15 protein-coding genes and 1 pseudogene are annotated in these 20675 nt (G+C 40.7%); 7 read left to right on the top strand and 9 right to left on the bottom strand.

Annotated elements, in window-relative coordinates; genetic code table 11:
- Nucleotides 1-158: 158 nt before the first annotated feature.
- The 4 genes from H6G18_RS00075 to H6G18_RS00060 all read right to left on the bottom strand — a co-directional run bounded on the left by H6G18_RS00075 (nt 159) and on the right by H6G18_RS00060 (nt 5322).
- On the bottom strand, nt 159-296 hold the full coding sequence (locus H6G18_RS00075) for a hypothetical protein (RefSeq protein WP_199311496.1): 138 nt from the start codon (nt 294-296) through the stop codon (nt 159-161).
- A gap of 82 nt (nt 297-378) precedes the next feature.
- Entirely contained in the window at nt 379-1563 is a 1185-nt protein-coding gene (metK, locus tag H6G18_RS00070; RefSeq protein WP_190405037.1) for a methionine adenosyltransferase, read from the bottom strand.
- A gap of 34 nt (nt 1564-1597) precedes the next feature.
- Complete coding sequence (locus H6G18_RS00065) at nt 1598-4600, bottom strand: cation-translocating P-type ATPase (protein WP_190405281.1); 3003 nt, start codon at nt 4598-4600, stop codon at nt 1598-1600.
- 218 nt (nt 4601-4818) lie between these two features.
- Nucleotides 4819-5322: a DUF5132 domain-containing protein gene (locus tag H6G18_RS00060; protein ID WP_190405036.1), complete on the bottom strand. Its 504-nt coding sequence runs from the start codon at nt 5320-5322 to the stop codon at nt 4819-4821.
- Nucleotides 5323-5647: 325 nt separating this feature from the next.
- On the opposite strand from H6G18_RS00060, the gene H6G18_RS00055 reads away from it, so the two are divergent.
- On the top strand, nt 5648-6094 hold the full coding sequence (locus tag H6G18_RS00055) for a pyridoxamine 5'-phosphate oxidase family protein (RefSeq protein WP_190405035.1): 447 nt from the start codon (nt 5648-5650) through the stop codon (nt 6092-6094).
- 873 nt (nt 6095-6967) lie between these two features.
- Nucleotides 6968-7480 carry a hypothetical protein gene (locus H6G18_RS00050; protein WP_190405034.1) on the top strand — a complete coding sequence of 171 codons (513 nt, stop codon included), beginning with the start codon at nt 6968-6970 and terminating at the stop codon, nt 7478-7480.
- 123 nt (nt 7481-7603) lie between these two features.
- Here H6G18_RS00050 and H6G18_RS25145 read toward each other — a convergent pair.
- Together H6G18_RS25145 and H6G18_RS00045 are read right to left on the bottom strand one after the other, a co-directional pair.
- Nucleotides 7604-7726 (bottom strand): annotated as a pseudogene (locus H6G18_RS25145) (hypothetical protein); the annotation flags it as partial.
- A 281-nt stretch (nt 7727-8007) separates the two neighbouring features.
- Nucleotides 8008-8490: a peptidoglycan-binding domain-containing protein gene (locus H6G18_RS00045; RefSeq protein WP_190405033.1), complete on the bottom strand. Its 483-nt coding sequence runs from the start codon at nt 8488-8490 to the stop codon at nt 8008-8010.
- A gap of 590 nt (nt 8491-9080) precedes the next feature.
- Here H6G18_RS00045 and H6G18_RS00040 point away from each other — a divergent pair.
- The 3 genes from H6G18_RS00040 to H6G18_RS00030 are packed head-to-tail and all read left to right on the top strand — an operon-like array spanning nt 9081 to nt 12583.
- Nucleotides 9081-10403, top strand: coding sequence for a glutamate-5-semialdehyde dehydrogenase (locus tag H6G18_RS00040; protein ID WP_390824721.1), 1323 nt, complete (start codon nt 9081-9083; stop codon nt 10401-10403).
- Between the two features lie 16 nt (nt 10404-10419).
- Nucleotides 10420-11223 carry an SDR family NAD(P)-dependent oxidoreductase gene (locus tag H6G18_RS00035; protein WP_190405032.1) on the top strand — a complete coding sequence of 268 codons (804 nt, stop codon included), beginning with the start codon at nt 10420-10422 and terminating at the stop codon, nt 11221-11223.
- Nucleotides 11224-11227: 4 nt separating this feature from the next.
- Nucleotides 11228-12583 (top strand): flavin-containing monooxygenase, encoded by a 1356-nt coding sequence (locus H6G18_RS00030; protein WP_190405031.1) that lies wholly within the window; start codon nt 11228-11230, stop codon nt 12581-12583.
- An 85-nt stretch (nt 12584-12668) separates the two neighbouring features.
- On the opposite strand, the gene H6G18_RS00025 is transcribed toward H6G18_RS00030, so the two are convergent.
- The 3 genes from H6G18_RS00025 to H6G18_RS00015 form a co-directional block, all read right to left on the bottom strand.
- Nucleotides 12669-12875: an RNA-binding S4 domain-containing protein gene (locus H6G18_RS00025; protein ID WP_190405030.1), complete on the bottom strand. Its 207-nt coding sequence runs from the start codon at nt 12873-12875 to the stop codon at nt 12669-12671.
- Nucleotides 12876-12940: 65 nt separating this feature from the next.
- Nucleotides 12941-13327, bottom strand: a complete 387-nt coding sequence (locus tag H6G18_RS00020) for a response regulator (protein WP_190405029.1) — start codon at nt 13325-13327, stop codon at nt 12941-12943.
- Complete coding sequence (locus H6G18_RS00015; protein WP_190405028.1) at nt 13299-18566, bottom strand: response regulator; 5268 nt, start codon at nt 18564-18566, stop codon at nt 13299-13301. The genes H6G18_RS00020 and H6G18_RS00015 overlap by 29 nt, the downstream gene beginning before the upstream one ends.
- A gap of 626 nt (nt 18567-19192) precedes the next feature.
- Between H6G18_RS00015 and H6G18_RS00010 the strand changes: the two genes are divergently transcribed.
- Both H6G18_RS00010 and hoxE read left to right on the top strand, forming a co-directional pair.
- Nucleotides 19193-19729: a universal stress protein gene (locus tag H6G18_RS00010; RefSeq protein WP_190405027.1), complete on the top strand. Its 537-nt coding sequence runs from the start codon at nt 19193-19195 to the stop codon at nt 19727-19729.
- Between the two features lie 167 nt (nt 19730-19896).
- Nucleotides 19897-20412, top strand: coding sequence for a bidirectional hydrogenase complex protein HoxE (gene hoxE / locus H6G18_RS00005; protein ID WP_190405026.1), 516 nt, complete (start codon nt 19897-19899; stop codon nt 20410-20412).
- Nucleotides 20413-20675: the final 263 nt, after the last annotated feature.

The following is a 20675-nucleotide window of genomic DNA, read 5'->3' as shown; positions in this document are numbered from 1 at the left end:
TATGAGTGATTAATAAAACAACATTACGAGGCGGGTGCATAAAATATTTTCTTTGAAAATTTTAGAAGGTAGATATTAAATAATACTAGACAAAGTGCTTTCTACACTACTGATTTTTTGAAGAATTTGGGCATGAGGGAAGGGCGATCGCTTTCATATCATGGATAAAGTAAATCGATTAAAAGCAAGTCGTTAGCCACTTGAGTATTGATGGTAGTTAGTCTTTCAAGCTCAAGGGCTTTTACTTGATTTAGTCGATAAAAAGGTAGTTTTAATGTTAAGGTTAGTTCTGACATGACTGTATCTTACAATATCTGTAAGATAAAGCTTTGGTTATGGGTATCTGTCGCCTTCTTTTTTCAAGATTTGAGTAATACCTCAAAACATATCCACTTTATCTGTTTTCTCCCAAGGTAGTTCTATATCCTGTCTACCTACATGACCATAAGCAGCTAGTTTTCTATAAAAGCCACCTTTAGTTAATGAGGGTAAATGTCTTAAATTAAATTGTTTTAGTATACCCGCTAGCCGAAAATCAAAATGCTTTTCTAATAACATCGTGATATCTTCATCTGATATCTTCCCTGTACCAAAAGTTTCTACTTGCACGCTCACAGGTCGAGAAAGTCCGATAGAATAACTTAGTTGTACTTCACATTCATCAGCTAAGTTTGCAGCTACAACATTTTTCGCAGCATAACGAGCAACATAAGCACCTACTCTATCTATTCTGATGGGGTCTTTACCACTCAAAGCCGAACCACTATGTTTGGAATATTCACCATAGGTATCTATAGCATTTTTTCTTCCTGTTAAGCCAGAATGTACCGCCGGGCCGCCAATTATAAAGGGGCCATCGGGGTTAATAAATATCCGGGTTTTTGCATCTGGTTTAATATCTTCATCGGCAAATACAGGATAAATTACTGTTTCTCTAATATCATCCTGCAATTGCTTTAATTCTGGTTTTCCTGCTTTATTTTGGCTGGCAACTACGGTAATACTATGGATTCTGTAAGGACGGCGATTTTTATATTCAACTCCTACTTGAGTTTTGCCATCAGGTGTCAGATAACTTAAGATATTTTGCTGTTTGACTTTACTAATTTGTCTGGCTAGTTTGTGTGCCAACCAGATTGGTAATGGCATTAAGGTATGTGTTTGATTACAAGCAAAACCAAATACTGTTGCTTGGTTGGTAACAGTAATTTGCTCTATTTCTGCATCAGATAATTTGTGTTCATTAAATAAGTGATATGGATCAGGAGATAATTCTTTTAAACTAGTCAAAATACTACAATTTTTGCCGTTAAATTCCTTCTGTTCATAACCTACCTGATCAATAACTTGTCTGGCTATGTTCGTGAAATCTACATTAGTATTGGGTTCAAATCTGGCAGCAATAAAGACGATACCTGTAGATGCAGCGCATTCGGTAATGACTCTAGCATAGGGGTCTTGTTGTAAAAAACGATCTACGATCGCATCACTAATCTGATCACAAAGTTTATCAGGATGCCCCTCTGTGACTGATTCAGATGTAAACATGAAGTCTTTTTTCATAATTCACCTTGAGAATGGAGAGTGGGGATATTATCTACTTTGTTTCCTTGATCTTCCTGATCTTCCTCATCTCTCCACCTCCAGTATTTTTAGTTCCTTCATTCACAATTAGAGGTAGTAAGGCACTACCGCCAATGACAGCGCCATCTACAAGATTAATGGGGGTAATCTTCAACAGATTTCTCAGTGGTGGTACAGCTACAGCTAATAGTTGCAGGGCAAAGGAACCTGTTACCGCCGCCGTTAAGTAAGGGTTCTTGGGCAGTTTTTCTTGACTAAATATGCTGTGTTTTTCGGAACGGCTGCTAATTGTATGCAGCAGTTGGGCTGTGGTCAGACCCATGAAAGCGATGGTGCTGGCTTGGGGGCTGATACCATATTTGAGAATGCCGTAACCATAAGCAGCTAGGGTACTAGCAGATATGGTGGCTGACTCAAAGGTAATTCTGCCAAAATCGGAGTTCTTGATAATTGGCTCTTCTGGGTTCCGTGGTGGCTGGCTTAATACCTCTGGTTCTGGTGCTTCCATCGCTAAGGACAAGCCAGGGAAGATGTCTGTGACCAAATTCAACCAGAGTAGTTGAATGGCATTTAGGGGTTCGCCAATACCTATGGCTGTGGCGGTGGTCATGATCATGATTTCACTCAGGTTTGTCGCTAGGAGAAAATGCACGGATTTACGGATGTTGTTGTATATCGTCCGTCCGCGACTGACGGCGATAATCATGGTTTCCAGTCTGTCATCCTCAAGGACGATATCTGCTACCTCACGGGCGACATCGGTTCCTCCTTTACCCATTGCTACACCAACCTGAGCAGCTTTTAAGGCGGGTGCATCATTAATCCCATCGCCGGTCATGGCGACGACTTTACCAGCACCTTGTAAAGCTTGGACAATTTGTAGTTTGTTACTAGGACTGATGCGGGCAAATACGTCTACTTTGTCGCTGAGGGCGGTTAAGGCTTCTGGGGTGAGGTTGTTGAGGTTGCTGGAGTCGAGAATTTCTAGTTGGGGAGACCGATTCAATTCTAATTCTTTGGCGATCGCATAAGCTGTTGGGCTTTGATCGCCGGTTATCATGACTGTATCAATGCCGGCATGATGGAAGTCAGCAATTAATTCTTTCGCACCCTTTCTAATTGGGTCTGCCATACCTACCAAACCCAACCAAATCAAATCTGTTTCATGATTGCCGTTGTGTGATTCATCAATATGATTGTAGGCTACACCCAATACCCGCAGCGCCTTACCCGCCATGCGATCGTTTTCAATTTCCAACATCTGACGGTCTTCGTCGGTTAAAGGTGTTACCAGTCCATCTTTCATCCACCCCTGACACATCTGCGCTACTTCGCCGGGGCTACCTTTGACGGCGACAAATTTATATCCATTATGAGTTTGGTGAATCGTACTCATAATATTGCGGTTTTCGGAACGCAAGTTTGTTTGTATCAAGGGATACTTCTGTTTGATGGCGATCGCATCTACACCAGCCGCGATTCCCATGTAAATTAAGGCGTTTTCTGTAGCCGAACCTGTGACTACATACTCACCCTCTACCTTACTAACTTCACTTTCGTTGCAGAGAACCGAAACATGAATCAGCTTTAACAGTTCATCGTACATATAGGGGTTAATATTTTCTGCCCCAGCGATGAACTCCCCGTCAGCAACTTTAATTTCGCGGGTGTTGGTGTGAATTTCCACCACGGACATTTTATTTTCCGTAATTGTCCCGGTTTTATCCAGGCAAATTGTCTGCACAGAACCTAAAGCTTCCACCGCACTCAGGCTACGGACAAGGACTTTATTCCGCCGCATATCACGGATCCCCAAGGCTAAGGTTGTAGTCGCAATTGTCGGTAAACCTTCAGGAACAGCCGCCACAGCTAGAGATATGGATGATTTCAGCATCTGCACTAAACCATATCCCCGCAGCACTCCCATACCAAATACCAACCCACAAAGACCCATGCTAATGACTACTAGTTGGCTACCTACCTGGTCTAGTTGTCTGGCTAGGGGTGTTTCTGTCGCATTGGCGGTACCCACTAGGGTTTGGATGTTACCCATTTCCGTGAATTGCCCTGTACTGACAACCGCCGCCAATCCTTGACCGCCGGTGATGTAAGTTCCCCTGTAAATCATATTCAGGCGATCGCCTAACGGCACATCATCACCTGTCAAAGATGTGGTATTTTTACTTACAGGGAGACTTTCACCAGTTAAAGCCGATTCATCAATACTTAAGTTATCTGCCTCAATCAGTCTGGCATCTGCGGCTACATAGCTACCGGGTTTGAGAATTAATATATCCCCCAAGACTACATTTTCTACAGGAATTTCTTGCGCTTTTCTATCTCGCATTACCCAAGCAGATGTTTGTTCTTGGTGTTTCAGAGAATGAATAATCCGTTCTGACTGAGTTTCTGTAGCGTAGCCAATGGCAGCATTCAGACCAACCACACCTAAAATTACTACAGCATCAATCAATCCCCCAGTAAACACCGAAACACCAGCCGCCACACCCAGTAAAGCCACTGGTAATGATTTGAACTGGTCAACAAAGATACTTAAACTAGAACGTGCCTCCATTTCCGAAAGCACATTCTGCCCGTATATACTCAAATTAGTCGCCGCAGACTCGCCAGATAAACCTGATGCAGAGGTTTTGAAGGTATCCAGAACTTTGTTCGCTGGCATTAAATGCCAATTTTCACTCTTTTGTTGTTTACCATCACCAATTTGTTTGGCTTTTTTAACAATTTTCGTCTTCTTGTCTGGCTGAATTTGCTGATGGCTTTTTCGATAATTTAATATAACTTCATCAATCAAATAGGCAATTTGCTTGTAATTATATTTTGGTGGAAAAGATACCAGAATATTACTCGTAGAGATATTAGCAGAAATATTGATAATTTCTGGTTTATTGATGAGCGATCGCTCCAAATATTCTTTTAGAGATAGCGAACGATAAAGTTCTTTTACTTTGTATCTAGCTCTCCCCCTGACACTAGTATGTATTGCTTTAATCACAGCAATTTCTACTCCTGTAACGCCCTGAGCAAATGTCATTTTTTATATGTATCGGTCTGTGATTCATTATAAATACTAAAAATAGCATTTATGAACACAGCAACTGTTAAGACTTTCAAAGTTATATTTTTAAACTGCTAGTAATGTATATCCTGAGTTCAGCACAAATTATCTGCGTACCTCTGTCTTGAAAAGTTTCCTCCGCCAGGAAACCAAGCTTAGATTAACTTTTCGCTGCGTCCTTTGCGTTGACAAGAATCACTCACTTTATTAAGTTTTATAAAACTATCAAAAGCAAACCAAGCCAAAATATACCAAGGGATGTCTTTTAATTTCCCCCCTTTTACTAATAATTGTTGCATCGCCAGAATAGTTAATGCTAGAGGAAACAGCAAACGTAAATCAGCGACACCATTAGTCATTCTTTCAAAATCAGAGTTAAAATCAGAAATAACATTAATCACATCATTAGCAGGCTCAAAATTACCATTAGGCGTGTTACTGAGAGGAAATTCTTCTGACTGTTGTTGATGTTGTTGATGTAAATTTCCATTGAATTCTGTAATTTGTTCCTGGCAGGTTTGTGCAAAATTCATGCTCTCCTTGATGACACTTTGCACCACAGGTTGTTTGACAGCTTCTGCTACAGGAATAATCACAGGAGAAAAAATTATTTTTGTCAAAGTCTCAATAGCTTCGGGTAGTTGCAGTGTATTTGTCATTTATAGGTTTCCTCTAATAATGATTGAGTCACATAAAACAGTACTTAAATAAATTGCTGCTTCCATCAGCCTAAAGTTACAGAGGTATTTCCCCACTAATATTAAACAGCTAACTTTTATTTTTTAGAGAAATTAGATATTAGCTACCTATCATGATTTGTTTTTATATACTAATAACTAAAGAAAGAAAAATACAAACTTTTTTTTAGATAAATTCTGCCTTTGGTCTGAGGAAATTATAAAATAAAAATGTTAACAATAATTAAGTGATTTTAAATTGCCAGAAAATCATAAATAACACTAAAAAAATAGAGTAATTAAATAAATGACAATTTCTCAAGAACACAATCAACAAGTTAAGCAGTTACAAGAACTAATTAAAGGCATTGATTATGCTATGTTAAGTACCGTCGATGATGATGGCAGTTTACACAGTCGTCCAATGTACTTTAATAGTGATATCGACGCTGATGGCACACTCTGGTTTTTCACTTCTGCCAGTTCCCACAAAGTATTTGAAATTGAACACCATCAACAGGTAAACGTCAATTTTTCGTCATCCACTCAGCAGCGATTTATATCTATATCGGGTATAGCAGAACTAGTCAAAGACCGTCAAAAAATTCAAGAACGATGGCAGCCGGAATTAGAAACTTGGTTTCCCCAAGGATTAGATGAACCCAATATTGCTTTGCTGAAGGTGAATATTAAAAAGGTTGATTATTGGGATGATAAATCTAACTGTCATGCCAAAACAATTAGTGGGCTATAGTCAAAATTTTGATGGAATACCATTCATTCTTTTTAAGGGGGGCTAGGGGGGATAAATAAGTGCTTAATATCACAGCTAAGAACTTTTAAGAGTGCTTGGTTATGTGTAATAAGTTTTGCTCACCTCTAAATTACCCTTAAAAAAGAGAAATTTGCTAAGTTATCCCCCTTTTTTCGGAAGAGCGGGGAAATTTTTATATAGCCGGGAACTTTACAAGCATCTGCTAAAGTTTTGACTACAAACTCTGTAGACAATAAAATCAATAAGGGACTTCCAGATAAAAAAATATCCAAGTAGGTTGGGTGCGTCAGTGCGAGAAAACCTAGCTGTACCAAGAAATTATTCATACTGACGCACCTTACAAACCGTCAATTTGGACTAATTTATTTTTTGGTTTTCCCTAATAGCCTGTAGCTAGGCTTGGGCTTCTCCAGAAAAGGCTAAGTCTACGTAATTTCTAGACTTTTATTTTAACGTTATTCCTGAATTTAGGGATGATACTTGTGGGGTGAGCATCCTGCCCGCCCGAAAACATCAGGCAAGAGCAAGATGCTCATCCCACTGGCTCTTTCAGAAGATCCTGAAGACTTATTCTCAAAAATCCTGCTATCTGGAAACTATTAAGTTTGATTATTCACATAAGTATAACTTTTCAATTACTTTACTTACAAATTTATACATCGTAGAGTAAGAATAGTTTTAATTTTTTAGACTTATATCAAATTTATTTTGATGTTTGTTTATTTAGCTTACTAAATAAGCAACTTCAGTTAATATTAATCAGGTTTTACTCTTTAGTTGCTCATCCTGACCTAGTAGATCATCTGGTATTAATTCCATCTCCTTCAACAGCTTTTAGCCCTCATTGCTCCCATGCTGACCCATCACCGCAAACCCGTGTGCTTATCACTTGTATCGACTGACCTGCCATTCTGGTCAGTCGTAGAAACTGCCGGAACACTATATCAAAAAGACATTGATAGGTTCCATTTATTACTGACTGCACCGCCGCTAATCACCTGTGAACTAGCAAGCTCCGAGAATCCCGAAGATAAACTTTCCCAACGTACTACTAAAGCTTATGCTCCACCTAGTCCTAGAGTTTTGTGGTTAGAAATTTCTCCCTATCGAGTCATTATGACCATGCAAGGTAACGACCAAGTTAGTTATCGCCACTTTTGGGAACAGGGCGTTTATGGCGTTAGCCGCTATTGGTTACCAACTGAGTCATTACAACCAAACGATCCCATTCGCTTACGGAACTATACCAATAGCTTGACCCTAAGTGGACACGAACTGCCAGAACATTTGCGCGTGGAATACGAATTGTGGGCAGAAAAAGTCCAATTAGGCTGCTATATTCTCAATCTGGAAATACAGCATTAATTAAAAATCTCCATCCCCCGATGGGTGGAGATTTTGTTAACTGTTATTTACCCTGACGCTCCCTTTAATTTTGAATTTTAGATTGTTCAATCCAAAATCTCAAATTTACCACTCCCTATCCTTTTACAGCTTGATAGTAACAGTCTTAACTCCGGTGTTGACCAACACTGTACCAGCACGGTCATTGTTAGCGATCGCATGAGCTTTGGTGATATCCTTTGTCCAGAAGGCGGTGGCTAGTGCATAAAAAAGTTTGTTTCAATCTATTCTTTATGTTTCCCGTTCTACAGCAGTTAGCTAGATTTCTGGAGATATTTTTTGTTTTTGCTGAATATTAACACGTAAAATCAAGCTTTAATGTAAATAAATTTAGGCATATATCTAAAACATCTGAGTGCTTACCTAAACCAATTAAAAATATGATTAGTAATGAATAACTAACCAAAACATCTGGTTATTTTCTTAATAATCTGGAATAAATGGTGAGATCAAATCTTCGTATGTAGACAGCAAGAAACCTAAAATATTTAACCGTCAAAAATGGGTGTATTGCTAAGAGCGAACCAAGTGTGATCGCCTACAATACCATCAACTTTTAATTTATTACGCAATTGAAAAGATTTCACAGCAGCTTCTGTAACTAAACCAAAATATCCATCTTGTAATCCTGTGTAATATCCAGAATTGTGTAATCTTTGTTGCAAGGCTTTAACCAGTTTACCTTCGCTACTACGTTCAACAATAGGTAAATTAACTGCGCCTCCTCTATATAATGCTTGCCAAGTTTTATACTCAACTAAGCCATCTTCTGGGAGAAAAACGCGATGCTGGAATAAGATTACACCCCCGACAGTCTCTGAATTTAACACCCCGTCAATAGGCCCAGAATAACAGTAGTAATTCCTTAATAACAGTTGTAATTCTTTCACAACTTCACCCGTATCACCTTGTTTGAGTGTCGGTTTATTTCCAGAAGCTTGATTATTAGTTGAATCAGCCATAATTGTCATACTTGATACTCCAAACCACTTAGTATTTTATATTAAAAAAGTGAATTTATCGCCCAAAGAAAAACCTCATCCACTCTAAATTTTAACTATCTAGGTAAGTTAAACCGATAGCAAAAAAGCAAAATGTAGTGATGAATGGGGATCAATTTTCACTGTAATTGTTGTAACAGGTAAAAGCCACAAAGAAAAGATCAGGATGGAAAAAAGTTTAAGTATAATTCGATTTACGCATGAGGGTAATGGAGTATATAAATATTAAGTGTTTACAATGCGTTTAAACTTTAATTAAAAACAATTAACTAAATTATTTTCACTGAAATTTATTAAGACGAAACTACTATTCATCACTACCGGATTATGCGACTCTAGGATCAAGACCCGACAATATTTCAAAATAATCTAGAATGATTACCAGAATGGCAATAAGTTAAGCTCAAACTTCTAATGTGACTGGCTTTTGGGTGTAAGGGTATAAAGGAAAGACTGAAAAATCAACTACTGACCTTTTCTTCGTGACATTCAGACTATTAACTATGGACTGTTGACTATGGACTATCGACTATGGACTAATGACTAATGACTAATGACTAATGACCAATAAAATGACTCCTCTCCAAATTGCTTCTTCTCTGAATGACATCGCCCAACAAACTCGTCAAGCTGCAAGTTTACTTGCGCTGTTGTCTACTGAGGCAAAAAATCAAGCGATCGCATCTGTTGCCCAAGCCTTAGAATCAGCAAAGGATAAAATATTACAAGCAAATCTTGCTGATTGTGAAGCCGCTACAGCCGATGGTATTGCCCAACCACTATATAAGCGGTTGCAGTTAGATGAACATAAATTAAGGGATGCGATCGCTGGGGTGCGAGATGTTGGTAAACTAGCAGATCCTGTAGGACAAGTACAAATTCAGCGTGAACTCGATACAGGCTTGATTCTCAAGCGGATTACTTGTCCATTGGGAGTTTTAGGGATTATTTTTGAAGCCCGTCCAGAAGCAGCCATTCAAATTATCTCCTTGGCAATCAAATCGGGAAATGGTGTAATTCTCAAATGTGGTAAAGAAGCTGTACGTTCTTGTGAAGCCATCGTTGCGGCTGTGAAAACAGGGTTATCAACAACAGATGTAAATCCTGATGTCGTCCAGTTACTCACAACCAGAGAAGAAACCTTAGCACTTTTGCAGTTAGATAAATATGTAGATTTAATTATTCCTAGAGGTTCCAATTCCTTCGTGCGGTTTGTGCAGGAAAATACCCGCATTCCCGTACTCGGACACGCCGACGGAATTTGTCATATATATATAGATAAAGCGGCGGATATAGAAACAGCAATTGCCGTCACTGTTGATGCAAAAGTACAGTATCCTGCGGCTTGTAACGCCATTGAAACCTTACTAATTCACCAATCAATTGCAGGAGAATTTTTACCAAAAGTAGCTCAAGCCTTAGCTGAACAGCAAGTAGAATTGCGCGGAGACGAACGAACTCTACAGATATTACCTGAGATTGTCCCAGCAACAGCAACAGATTGGGAAACAGAATACAGCGATTTTATCTTGTCAATTAAGATTGTAGACTCATTAACAGATGCGATCGCTCACATCAATCAATACGGTTCCCGTCATACCGATGCCATTATCACCGAAGATGTGGCAGCCGTCGAAACCTTCTTTGGCTTAGTCAACTCCGCCGGAGTCTTTCACAACTGTTCTACTCGCTTCGCCGATGGTTTCCGCTACGGTTTTGGGGCAGAAGTAGGCATTAGTACTCAACAAATGCCCCCCCGTGGCCCTGTAGGTTTAGAAGGACTGGTGACATATAAATATCAAATGACAGGCGCAGGACACATAGTCGCCACCTACACAGGCGCAAATGCTAAACCCTTTACCCATCAGGATATGAAGGAATAGGTGCAGAAGAGAACTAATGACTAAACTAAAAAAAGCAGTTGTTTTGATTACGGGTGCATCTGGTGGGTTTGGACAGCAACTAACTCGACAGTTGTTAGAGGCTGATAGCCGACTAATTTTGACAGATATCAATGAGGATATTTTGCGTCAGCGAGTTGCAGCAATTCAAACTGAAGTAAAAACAGGCGAAGTACTAGCCTGTCTCACTAGCGATCTTTCTGATATGCAGGGATGTGAAAACCTTTATCATCAGGTAAAAGCACTTGATACTCCCGTCGATATTTTGATTAACAATGCTGGTGTGGCGGTATTTGGTCGCATGGATGAAATTCCCAGTGAAAAATGGGAGTACCTCATGCAGTTGAATTTATTGACACCAATGCGGTTAAGTGCATTGTTTGGGGCTGAGATGATTGCTCGTCAACAGGGGCATATTGTCAACATTTCCTCCTTAGCGGGGTGGACAGCGATCGCTGGTTTGTCTCATTATTCAGCTAGTAAATTTGGCTTGCGTGGCTTCAGTGAAGGGCTGTTCCATGAAGTGAAGAACTACAATGTAAAAGTGACAGCTGTTTATCCTTTTTTTAGCCGCACCCCCATTTTGCAGGCGGAACGATTTGGGACTCTAGCCAAAGACTTCCAAGGTGTACCAGAACATTTAATCACCGATCCATCAGATGTGATGCGTGCCACAATTCAAGGAATTATTCAAAATAAACTTCATGTATTCCCCGACGCAACTGCTAACAGGCTACATCTACTCAAAAGATATTTTCCGCCGTTAGTTGACTGGATAAATAATCGATTGAGTAGGAGGTGAAAAAATGGTGGAAGTAAAGAACTTTAATAGAGAAAAAAATATAGTCAGTACGAGAGAAAAGCATTTAATCATCGGGGCTGGTTTTGTAGGATTGGGCATGGCGCAAGCACTCAAAGCTGCCGATATCCCCTACGATCAAGTTGATGCTAGTGATGATATTGGCGGAAATTGGTATCACGGTGTTTATGAAACCGCACACATCATTTCCTCACGTAACATCACCCAGTTTACTCATTTTCCCATGCCGGATAGTTATCCCGACTTCCCCAGCGCCCAAAATATGCGGGATTACCTAAACTCGTTTGCTGACCATTTTGATTTACGTCAGCATATTCAACTGAACAGAACAGTCAGTTATTTACGACCAGTCGAAAACAATCTTTGGGAAGTCACATTTACCAATGGAGAACAGCACCTTTACAAAGGGGTGTTAATGTGCAATGGTCATCACTGGTGCAAACGGTTTCCCAAATTCGCGGGAGAATTTGACGGTGAAATTATCCACACCAAAGATTACAAACACCCGAATCAGCTACGTGGTAAACGAGTTCTGGTGATTGGTGGGGGGAACTCAGCTTGTGATGTCGCCGCAGAAGCAGCTCGCGTTGGAACCAAGTGTGTTTTGAGTATGCGTGAATCTGTATGGTTCATCCCCAAAACATTCGCGGGTGTTCCCGTAGCCAATAGTATTGAAGGGCGATCGCCAGAATGGTATCAGAGGCTGATGGTTTACTTACTCATCCGTCTCACCTTTGGTAAGCATGAAAATTATGGTCTACCCAAACCTCAACATCGTCTGTTTGAGAAACACCCAACAGTTAATAGTGAGGTTCCCTACTACATCAAACATGGACGCATCATTCCTAAACCAGGGGTGAGTCGCTTGGCTGGTGAAGCAGTAGAATTTGTTGATGGTAGTCGAGAAACATTTGATCTGATTGTTTGTGGAACTGGCTATTATGTTTCCTATCCCTTCCTTCCCCCAGAACTTCACCGCGTCGAAGGATCAGTGGTCAAATGTTATGCAGATTCGTTTCTAGATGATTACAAAGGACTGTATTTTATCGGTTGGGGACAGCCACGGGGGGGAGTAGGATCAATCATTGCTGCTTATGCTCCACTTTTCGCTCGTTATCTCCAACTCCAAGATGAGATTAATGTACCTCTGGGTTTAGTTTTCAAAGAAATGGGACAAAAGCTACCAAAAACCCATCTAGCCGATCCACAGCAGTTTTTTAAGGGATATGAACGAGCTAATCTCTTATTTAACCAATTCGAGAAAAAAGCTCATCAGATTGATCGCAAATATCCCAATTTTAGTAATAGAACACTCCCCGGTTGTGTTGTTAAAAGTTGTTGAGTTTTTGAACGCAGAGGAACGCTGAGTTAAGCGCGGAGGAACGCTGAGGGTTAACCCATTTTTACCATCAACAGCAAAATGCTCATCATTCATTCGCCGAACTGGCAATTACATCCCCAACATCAAAAGTTTGTCCGGCTATTGTCACTTGGTCACTTTCTACTAATTTTCGTCCACGGCGGGTTTCTACTGCACCATTGACTTTGACATCACCATCCATAATCATCAGTTTGGCTTGTCCTCCAGTTGGCGCTATTCCTGCTAACTTCAAAAATTGGTCGAGTTTAATCATGCGGCGATTTATTAAAAGTAATGTATGTTGCCCAATAACTTAATTTTATCCCTTGTGTAAAGCTGCTATTGATCCAAATTCCAACCAAGGGCTGTAGCTACTTGACCAGCCAATTCTAACGGATTGAAAGGTTTAGCGATCGCCGTCACCATCCCCAATTGTGAGTAGCGGCGACGATCAGAGGCTTGGATTTTGGCGGTTAATAATATGACTGGTATTTCCTTGGTTACGGGATTGGCTTGTAGTTTCTCAAAGGTAGCAATACCATCCATACCCGGCATCATCACATCCAGAAGAATAGCATCTACTTGGTAAGTCTCGGCTTTATCTATGCCTTCTTTGCCTGAACTGGCTGTGACAACTTCCCAGCCTGCAACTGTTTCCAAGCAAATCTTGGCAACTTCTTGAATATACTGCTCGTTATCAACCACTAGAATTCGCTTGTTGTTCATGAGTACTAGTCTCTTGTGGGTTGTTAGTAATTCGCTGAAGTAGTTCGATTACCCTTTGTTCAAACTCTTTGGTTGTGACACGTCCTTTGGTTAAAAATTCTGTATGTCCTAACTTTAGACGTTTGCGTTCTGATTCCTCCAAATCTTTAGCAGAGTAAACCACTACTGGAACATTACATAGGCGCTGGTGTTGCTGTAACCAATCTACCACCGCAAACCCATCGGTTTCTGGCAAAATTAAATCGAGAATTAGCAAGTCGGGATTGACTTCTTGGCTGAGGTGGATGGCTTCCCGTCCAGTTTTAGCTAGAAAGGTTTCAATATCATGTCTTTCAAACAAGGTGACAAACAGTTCAGCTAAATCTGCATCATCTTCAACAATCAGAATACGAACTCGCCTGGAAGATTTAGAGATAGCTTGTCTGAGAGACTGTAAGAGATAGCTTTCTTGGACTGGTTTACTCACCCAATCGATAAAATCGCCACTGGGTTGGTGATTGTTGCTTGGCTTGTAAACGCTACAAATCACAATGGGGATATCTTTGGTTTCTGGGCTTTCCTTCAACATAGCCATTGTTTCCCAACCATTCATTCCCGGCATGAGCAAATCTAGTACAATCACATCTGGATGTTGAGTAGATGCTAAAGCGATCGCTTCTTGTCCAGTAGCCACTGTCACTACTCCATATCCCCCCTGTTCTAAGAGAGTCTGTAGTTCCATGCGGATCGCATAATCATCATCACACACGAGAACCTGAGGAGAACGGTGAGTCAGCTTAGTATTGGGGATTTCCCCCGTGAACGACTGATAAACCCCGGAGGGGGGAGGGAGTGACGAGGCAGAATTTAGCAACTCTACACTTTGAAGTATAGGTAAAATCGGTAAAGTGAGATAAAAAGTACTACCTTCACCTAATACGCTTTCCGCCCAGATGCGTCCACCATGCTGCTGTACAATGCTTTGGCAAATAGCCAAACCCAAACCAGTACCTTCATGGTTGCGTGAATCGGAAGAATCTACCTGTTGAAATCTCTCAAAAATACTATCGAGTTTGTCAGATGGAATCCCGCGTCCGTTATCTTTTACCTCCAGCAACAGTTCATCGCCGTATTGTTGCGCTAGCAGCCAGACTGTTTTCTCAGGCGTGGAGAATTTAACCGCATTGCTCAGCAAGTTAGTTAATGTCTGCACAATCCGGTCTGGATCAACCCATAATTGAATCGATGGGCTAGAAATTGATAATTTCACTCCAGCTTTGTTGGCTAAAGGCTGTACAACACTGACGGCGGATTCAATCAAGTCGGTAAGGTTACAAGTTTCCCGTTCCATTTTCACCCTACCAGACTCGATGCGTTCAATATCTAAGATGTCGTTAATCAGGCGTACTAGGCGCTCCGTACTATCAGTAGCAATTTGTAGTAAGCGTTTTCCCTGTTCTGAGTCGGCTGGTAATAGACCACTAGCCAACATTCCCAAGGAACCATGAATTGAAGTTAAAGGTGTGCGGAGTTCATGACTGACAACAGATACAAATTCATCCTTCATCCGATCAATTTGCTTGCGTTCTGTAACATCACGTAAGATAACCGTATAAAATACTTCTTGATTTAAATTGAATTTAGAAATAGAAGCCTCCGCCGGAAATTCACTCCCATCCTTACGACAACCAAATAGTTCTCGCCGCTCTCCCATCCGCCGCGCCAGACTAGGAGCTTGCCCAAAATCGGCTACGTGCTGACGATGAGCTTGAGTAAAACGCTGTGGTATGAGTGTATCCAAGCGCTGTCCGATAATTTCTTGAGCAGAGTAACCAAAAATTTTCTCTGCACCTTGGTTAAATAATGTGATTTTCTGGCTACCATCAATAGAAATAATGGCATCATCAGCAATATCTAAAATTCGTGCCAGTCGCACTTGGGAAATGCGTAGTGCTGCCTCGATACCTTGGCGTTCATCAAGTTGTGACCGTAATTGTCGATTGACGTTGACTAACTCGGCGGTACGTTCTGCTACTCTTAATTCCAGTTCGTTATTGACTTTTTGTAAGGTTGCTTGTATCTGCTTTCTAGAAGTAATATTTCTGACTGTACCCAGCATCCGCACTGCTTCATCATCTGTGTTGTAGTAGAGTTTGCCTGTTCCCTCAATCCAGTGAATACTACCATCTGGCCAAACGATGCGGAATTCATGGTTATAGTCAGCTTTGTGCTGACAAGCATCATTTATTACCTGTGCTAAAGCTTCCCAGTCTTCAGGATAGATACAGGCTTTAAAAGATTCATAAGAGCCATCAAATTTCCCTGGCTCCATACCAAATAATCGGGCATGACCATCAGACCAGATAATTTGGTTAGTAGTCAGATTCCAGTCCCATATACCTAAATTGACTGCTTCCAGAGTTAGGGAAAGGCGCTCTTGGCTTTCTCGTAGTGCAGCTTCGGCTAGTTGGCGATCGCTCAAATTCCGTAATGCTACTATGCCATAAGCCACATCTGCTGTTAGTTCTTCTAAAAGTTTTATTTCATCAATATCAAAAGCATTTGCTTCAGCAGCATAAATGTTTAAGGCACCAAACACTCGACCATTATCTGTTAAAGGTAAAGCAATGGATGAAGCATAACCCCGATTACTAGCTTGACAACGCCAAATTTCATAGTTCGGATCACTCAAGATATTCTGAGTGATTGCGGTTTTTCCTGTGCGAATGGCTGTTCCCGTTGGTCCTTGACCGCGAATTGTATCTTCCCAAGTAAGGTGAAGAGATTGCAGATATCCCTCTTCATAACCCGCTTGAGCTACTGGACGGATACTTTTTTCTGCATCATTTTCCGCAAAAGCCACCCAAGCCAATCGATAGTTACCAACATCCACCAGAATTTGACAAACTTGCTGTAGTAACTCGCTCTCATCTTTGGTACGTACTAGTAACTGATTGCAATCACTAAGAGTTTGCAATGTGCGATTGATTCGTTTAATTTCTGCTTCTGCTTGTTTGTTTTGAGTAATATCCCGTGTAATTGCCAACTGCACCAGATTACCATCGGCCTCATTCCGCACAGGTACAGCATGAGTCGCCATCCATCGGCGATTACCTCGACAACTAATAATTTCAAATTCCAGAGTTCCTGCTTTTCCTTGACAAACGCTTTCATTCAGTTCTCGAAAGGCTTGTTGATATTCAGCCACAACCAAAGAATATACAGACTTACCAATGACTGCGGCAGCTCTATCTGCTTCTAGTATTGCCAAACCTGCTGGATTGATATCTAACAAAGTACCATCAGCTGCCACTATTTTGACGCATTCTGGTTCAGCGTTGAAAATGGTACGCCAATCAGCGAAGGAGGGAGATGAGGATCTGGGGGAAACAATTTCTTCCCCCGCACCACTACTTTTACTCACTCGTCGCCGCAATTTCACCCGTTCCAGACGGTTGATAATTCGCGTTACTAATTCTGGCCCGACGATGGGTTTACTGACAAAGTCGTCAGCACCAACACTAAACACCTGATTAACAATTTCTCCATCGTTATGGACTGTCAGAAATAGTATAGGTAATTCGCTCCATTGGGAGTCATTTCTGACTACTTGGCATAGTTCTATCCCATTTGTATGGGGCATTTCCACATCTAGAATTAATAGGTCTGGGTTAACATCTGCCAATGTTTCCCAAAATCGCCGTGGATCATCTAGGGTAATTACTTGTAATCCCCAAGGCTGAAGTAAACTTTGTAACAAGGCGAGAATCTGCGGGTCGTCATCTACTGCTAAGACTTTAGATTCGGCTTGGGGGGCTTGTTGCAATAGGTGAGCGATCGCTTCTATAATCTCACCAGTATCCATCGGTTTCTGTAACAAGGTATGTCCGCCTTGGCGAGCTAGTTGCAGACGATTTTGTAAGTCTGTCTGGTCTGTCAACACTGCTACGGGTACAGGTGGTTTGCGTTGGGCTAGTTCCGCCAAAAAACTCAAACTATCTTCTTGATAAGAGGAAACGCTAGTATCTATTAATACTACATGAGGATGCTCTCGATATAAGATATTTCTGGCTTGGTCGAGATTAGTAGTGCTGGTAACTTGACATTTCCCCTTACCAAATGTCTGCGCCAACTTTTCAGCTAAAATCACATCACGGTCAACGACTAATAATAGAGGTAGTGGTTCAACGGTAGATGTTGTTTCTGGTTTTTGTGCTGCAATTTCTTGCCTTAATGACTTGACCCAGTTTTGCAAGCTCTTAATTTCTGTTGATGTCAATTGATTGCCAGATTTCAGTAGCTGCTCAATTTTCTTGGCTAACTTCGACCCTGTGGGTAACCCAAAAGTCCCTAGTGAGCCGGCTAGTGTATGGGCTTCTCTTGTTGCTTGCAAATGTAATTCTGAGTTTAAAGCTTGTTGGGTAAGTGCGATCGCTGCTTGCTCCAACACCTGAACTTGCTCATCCACCCGCCCATAAAACTTTTGCCAAATACTAGCGATCGCGGTCAATGTTTGCTGTTGAGATTTTCGTTCTGGGGTAGATGAAAGGTTTTTCGCCTCCCCCTTACTCCTCACCCCCTCTTCTTGCTGTGGTTTGAGGCGATAGCCAATTCCGTAAACTGTTTCCACTAAATCACTAGGCGCTCCCACATTTCTCAGCTTCATTCGCAATCCTTTAATATGAGTGCGAACTGCTTCTTCCCCAGGAGTATCTTCATAAGACCATATATGCTCCAAAATCATGCTACAGCTAAATACCCGGCGGCTGTTACGCAAAAATAACTCTAGAAGAGCATATTCTTTGGGAGTTAGTGATAGTAAGTTTTGATTATATCTGACCTCACAACTACTAGGATCAAGTCGCAAATTGTCCCATTCTAGAATTGGCTGCGATGTTGTTCCTCCTCGGCGCAATAAAGCCCGCATCCGAGCCACCAATTCTTCTTGATCAAACGGTTTAACTACATAATCATCTGCGCCTGCATCTAGCCCGATCGCCTTCTCATGACTACTATCACAACCCGTTAATAAAAGGATTGGCATTTGCCGACCACTAGACCGTATTTGCCGACAAAGACTAATACCATCTAGCTTTGGCAACATCACATCTAAAAGAATCAAATCATAATCGTAAGTTTGGATTAAATCCCAAGCCGCAACACCATCCGCCGCCACTTCCACTGCATAGTTTTGATTCGTGAGAACAGCTGTCAGCGCATAAGCATTTAACTCATCATCCTCAACAACTAAAATTTTCATCTTAAAGTTTTACCTAATGTTAATTATTTAATAGACATCGACATGATTTAATTATATTTTTCCTGAAATCCTGATTTAGGAAAAATTATTATATTGTCTTTACATCATTTTTGAATGATATTAAAATAGGTCAAATAGTAAACAATTTTAGCTTTTAATGTAAATTAGTCACATTTTTGTATTTAAAAGTATTTGAGGTTGCAAACGTCATATCAATTAATATTAATTAACAAATAGCAATATTTATCAATCTTTAGAAATAAATTATTAGTTGGTAAATTGTCTATCCTCGATTTTGTATTTTTCCCACTTAAGAGCAATAATTTTTTATACCAAAAATCCATGAGTACTTTGGTTAGTTAATTGAAATAAATATCAAACACCAAGAAAAATATCAGAAATCAAGAGCTTTTTGATTAAAATATCCATAAAATTTTTCATTGATGAGTTATTTCCACATTTCTCAATAAATCAGCCTCAATTATCATGGTTGTGGACTGTTCAGATAATACAGATATCGTTGCCCTCACAAGTTCCTCAAATTGTTCTCCTATAAAAAGAGGTGTAAGGAAAAACATAAGTGCTGAGGAAGAGATTCTTCCCCCACTCCCCAAAGGTAGGTCTATATGCTAAAAAAAATTCTAGTTGCATTGGATCGCTCCGAAATAGGACAACAAGTTTTTGAACAAGCATTAGTTTTGGCAAAAGCCACGCAAGCTAAATTATTACTACTGCACGTCCTATCTCCAGAAGAAGAAGGCAGTCCACGCATACCTATGGTATCTAATTATGATTATTACCCAGGTTTAAGCGGTCAAAGCTTTGAGATATATCAAAAGCAATGGGATAACTTTAAAGCTGAAGGTGTGGGGATGTTACAAACCCTCAGCGCCAAAGCAAACACAGCAGGAGTATCCACAGAATTTTTACAAACCTTGGGTAACCCTGGTCGCACAATATGTAAATTAGCCCGTAATTGGGATGCTGACCTAATTATTATGGGACATCGGGGTTTATCTGGGTTAAAAGAATTATTTCTCGGCAGCGTTAGTAACTACGTCCTGCATCATGCCCCTTGTTCAGTGCATATAGTGCGGAATTTAGGAAAGCTTGAAGACATTGAAGAAGACTTACCACAGCAGACACAAGTATTGTCAGCATAAGCAAAGGCTGTATCGCCATGAAGTAGAGGCGAAAAGTTACTGAAAAAGTTTTTCCCTTTTCTCCTCCCTGTCTCTGTGTCTAAATAATCAATCCTCATTTCTCTTTCAATTTTAGATTTGGGATTGAAAACCGCTTCACGATACAAGCCTCTAAATTTTGAATTGGTATGACTACTGCAACGCCATCTCATCCTCATCCCAGTGGTGATAAACGCTGGAAAATGCTAGATGCAACTATCAAGCGTCACCAGTATCAACAAGACGCATTAATTGAAATTCTTCACAAAGCTCAAGAACTTTTTGGCTATTTAGAAAACGACTTATTACTTCATATTGCCCACAGATTGAAGTTACCGCCTAGTAGAGTTTATGGAGTAGCAACTTTCTATCATTTGTTTTCCCTTGCGCCCCAAGGAGTCCATAGTTGTGTGGTATGTACAGGTACGGCTTGCTATGTCAAAGGCGCACCAGCAATTTTGGCAGATGTAGAAAAATTTACTCGCATCCATCCTGGAGAAACCACTGCTGATGGTCAAATATCACTGCTAACAGCACGCTGTTTGGGTGCTTGTGGAATTGCCCCGGCCGTGGTGTTTGATGGCAAAGTTTTAGGTCATCAAACCCCAGAATCTGTGACTGAGCGCGTGCAAGGATGGCTGGAATCAATTAAAAATGGAAAATAGCCTACGGCCAGGATTCCGCCAACAAAATTCCAAATTCAGAAAGCCTGATTTTGTTCTGACTTTTCACGTTATGTGGAAAAGCTAACGTAAAACCTAACCCCCTAACCCCCTTCCCTGCGAGGGAAGGGGGAAAAATTAAAGCCTCTCTCCTTGTAGGCTACGGTGTACACACAAGTCCAAGTAAAGTAATAACAGAAGGAGTTGTGGGGAGTAAAAGGTGGTGGAAAATCCAATCAGAATACACGCGCAAGCAGTAGGGGGAA

It is taken from the genome of Anabaena subtropica FACHB-260, from assembly GCF_014697105.1.
Lineage (GTDB): Bacteria > Cyanobacteriota > Cyanobacteriia > Cyanobacteriales > Nostocaceae > Trichormus > Trichormus subtropicus.
Note: the sequence above shows the minus strand (reverse complement) of the source record. Positions and strands in the feature narration are given on the sequence as shown.

Coding starts and splice junctions, on each gene's coding strand:
- H6G18_RS00075 (WP_199311496.1), bottom strand. CDS start 296: ATGTCAGAACTAACCTTAACATTAAAACTACCTTTTTATCGACTAAAT.
- metK (WP_190405037.1), bottom strand. CDS start 1,563: ATGAAAAAAGACTTCATGTTTACATCTGAATCAGTCACAGAGGGGCAT.
- H6G18_RS00060 (WP_190405036.1), bottom strand. CDS start 5,322: ATGACAAATACACTGCAACTACCCGAAGCTATTGAGACTTTGACAAAA.
- H6G18_RS00055 (WP_190405035.1), top strand. CDS start 5,648: ATGACAATTTCTCAAGAACACAATCAACAAGTTAAGCAGTTACAAGAA.
- H6G18_RS00050 (WP_190405034.1), top strand. CDS start 6,968: ATGCTGACCCATCACCGCAAACCCGTGTGCTTATCACTTGTATCGACT.
- H6G18_RS00045 (WP_190405033.1), bottom strand. CDS start 8,490: ATGACAATTATGGCTGATTCAACTAATAATCAAGCTTCTGGAAATAAA.
- H6G18_RS00040 (WP_390824721.1), top strand. CDS start 9,081: ATGACCAATAAAATGACTCCTCTCCAAATTGCTTCTTCTCTGAATGAC.
- H6G18_RS00035 (WP_190405032.1), top strand. CDS start 10,420: ATGACTAAACTAAAAAAAGCAGTTGTTTTGATTACGGGTGCATCTGGT.
- H6G18_RS00030 (WP_190405031.1), top strand. CDS start 11,228: ATGGTGGAAGTAAAGAACTTTAATAGAGAAAAAAATATAGTCAGTACG.
- H6G18_RS00025 (WP_190405030.1), bottom strand. CDS start 12,875: ATGATTAAACTCGACCAATTTTTGAAGTTAGCAGGAATAGCGCCAACT.
- H6G18_RS00020 (WP_190405029.1), bottom strand. CDS start 13,327: ATGAACAACAAGCGAATTCTAGTGGTTGATAACGAGCAGTATATTCAA.
- H6G18_RS00015 (WP_190405028.1), bottom strand. CDS start 18,566: ATGAAAATTTTAGTTGTTGAGGATGATGAGTTAAATGCTTATGCGCTG.
- H6G18_RS00010 (WP_190405027.1), top strand. CDS start 19,193: ATGCTAAAAAAAATTCTAGTTGCATTGGATCGCTCCGAAATAGGACAA.
- hoxE (WP_190405026.1), top strand. CDS start 19,897: ATGACTACTGCAACGCCATCTCATCCTCATCCCAGTGGTGATAAACGC.